General features: G+C 54.3%; 1 protein-coding gene. It reads left to right on the top strand.

Annotation, left to right across the window (positions count from 1 at the left end):
- A partial coding sequence (locus tag QSJ97_RS24620) for a hypothetical protein (protein WP_285675147.1) occupies positions 1-509 on the top strand: 509 nt, incomplete at its 5' end.
- Positions 510-635: the final 126 nt, after the last annotated feature.

Genomic DNA, 635 nt, shown 5'->3' with positions numbered 1-635 from the left:
ATTTTCTAGTGCACGAGGTGATGACGAAGGGATTTCATGGCATCGTGAACCACTTCAATACGCAAGGCTGGTTCGATGCGGAGAATGCCGGCAAGGTTCTTCGCAATTATGAACGGGCGTGCGAGCTATTGGGTTGTCCTGTGGAGCTGCCGCCTGATTTCGCCAAGCTTCTGGCGCGGCATCTCGAAGGGGAGCTGCCAGCTCGCAAGGGCCGGCGCACCCCCTATGGGTTTGGCGAGGTCCAGCTCGAGTTCTTCAAGGGTGCCGTGCCACGAATCTATCCCAACGCCCCATGGGGGCTGGCGGGGTATTCTTTCATCACGCTGGAGTTTATCGCCCAGAATTTTTTCGATAATAACGAGAAGGTGCCAGCGTGGTTCATTGAAAAACTGCGCGAAGACTTCAAGCACCGCAGAAAAAAAGGCGAGAAATACGACGCACTTGTGGCAGAATACAAAGAAATGCTCTCGGTGGGCGAAAGCACGGTGAAAGGCTGGCTTCGGTCATGAATTGCACGGAGTTCCCAGACTTGGTTCTGCGTGCATGATGGAGGGCATGGGCGCTATCTGATCCTTACTAGAACAAACGAGGATCAGTCATGTCTATCGAACGCATTCTCCGTCGGCGCGAGGTCG

Source organism: Paralimibaculum aggregatum (assembly GCF_030270585.1).
GTDB lineage: Bacteria > Pseudomonadota > Alphaproteobacteria > Rhodobacterales > Rhodobacteraceae > Thermohalobaculum > Thermohalobaculum aggregatum.
Note: the sequence above shows the minus strand (reverse complement) of the source record. Positions and strands in the feature narration are given on the sequence as shown.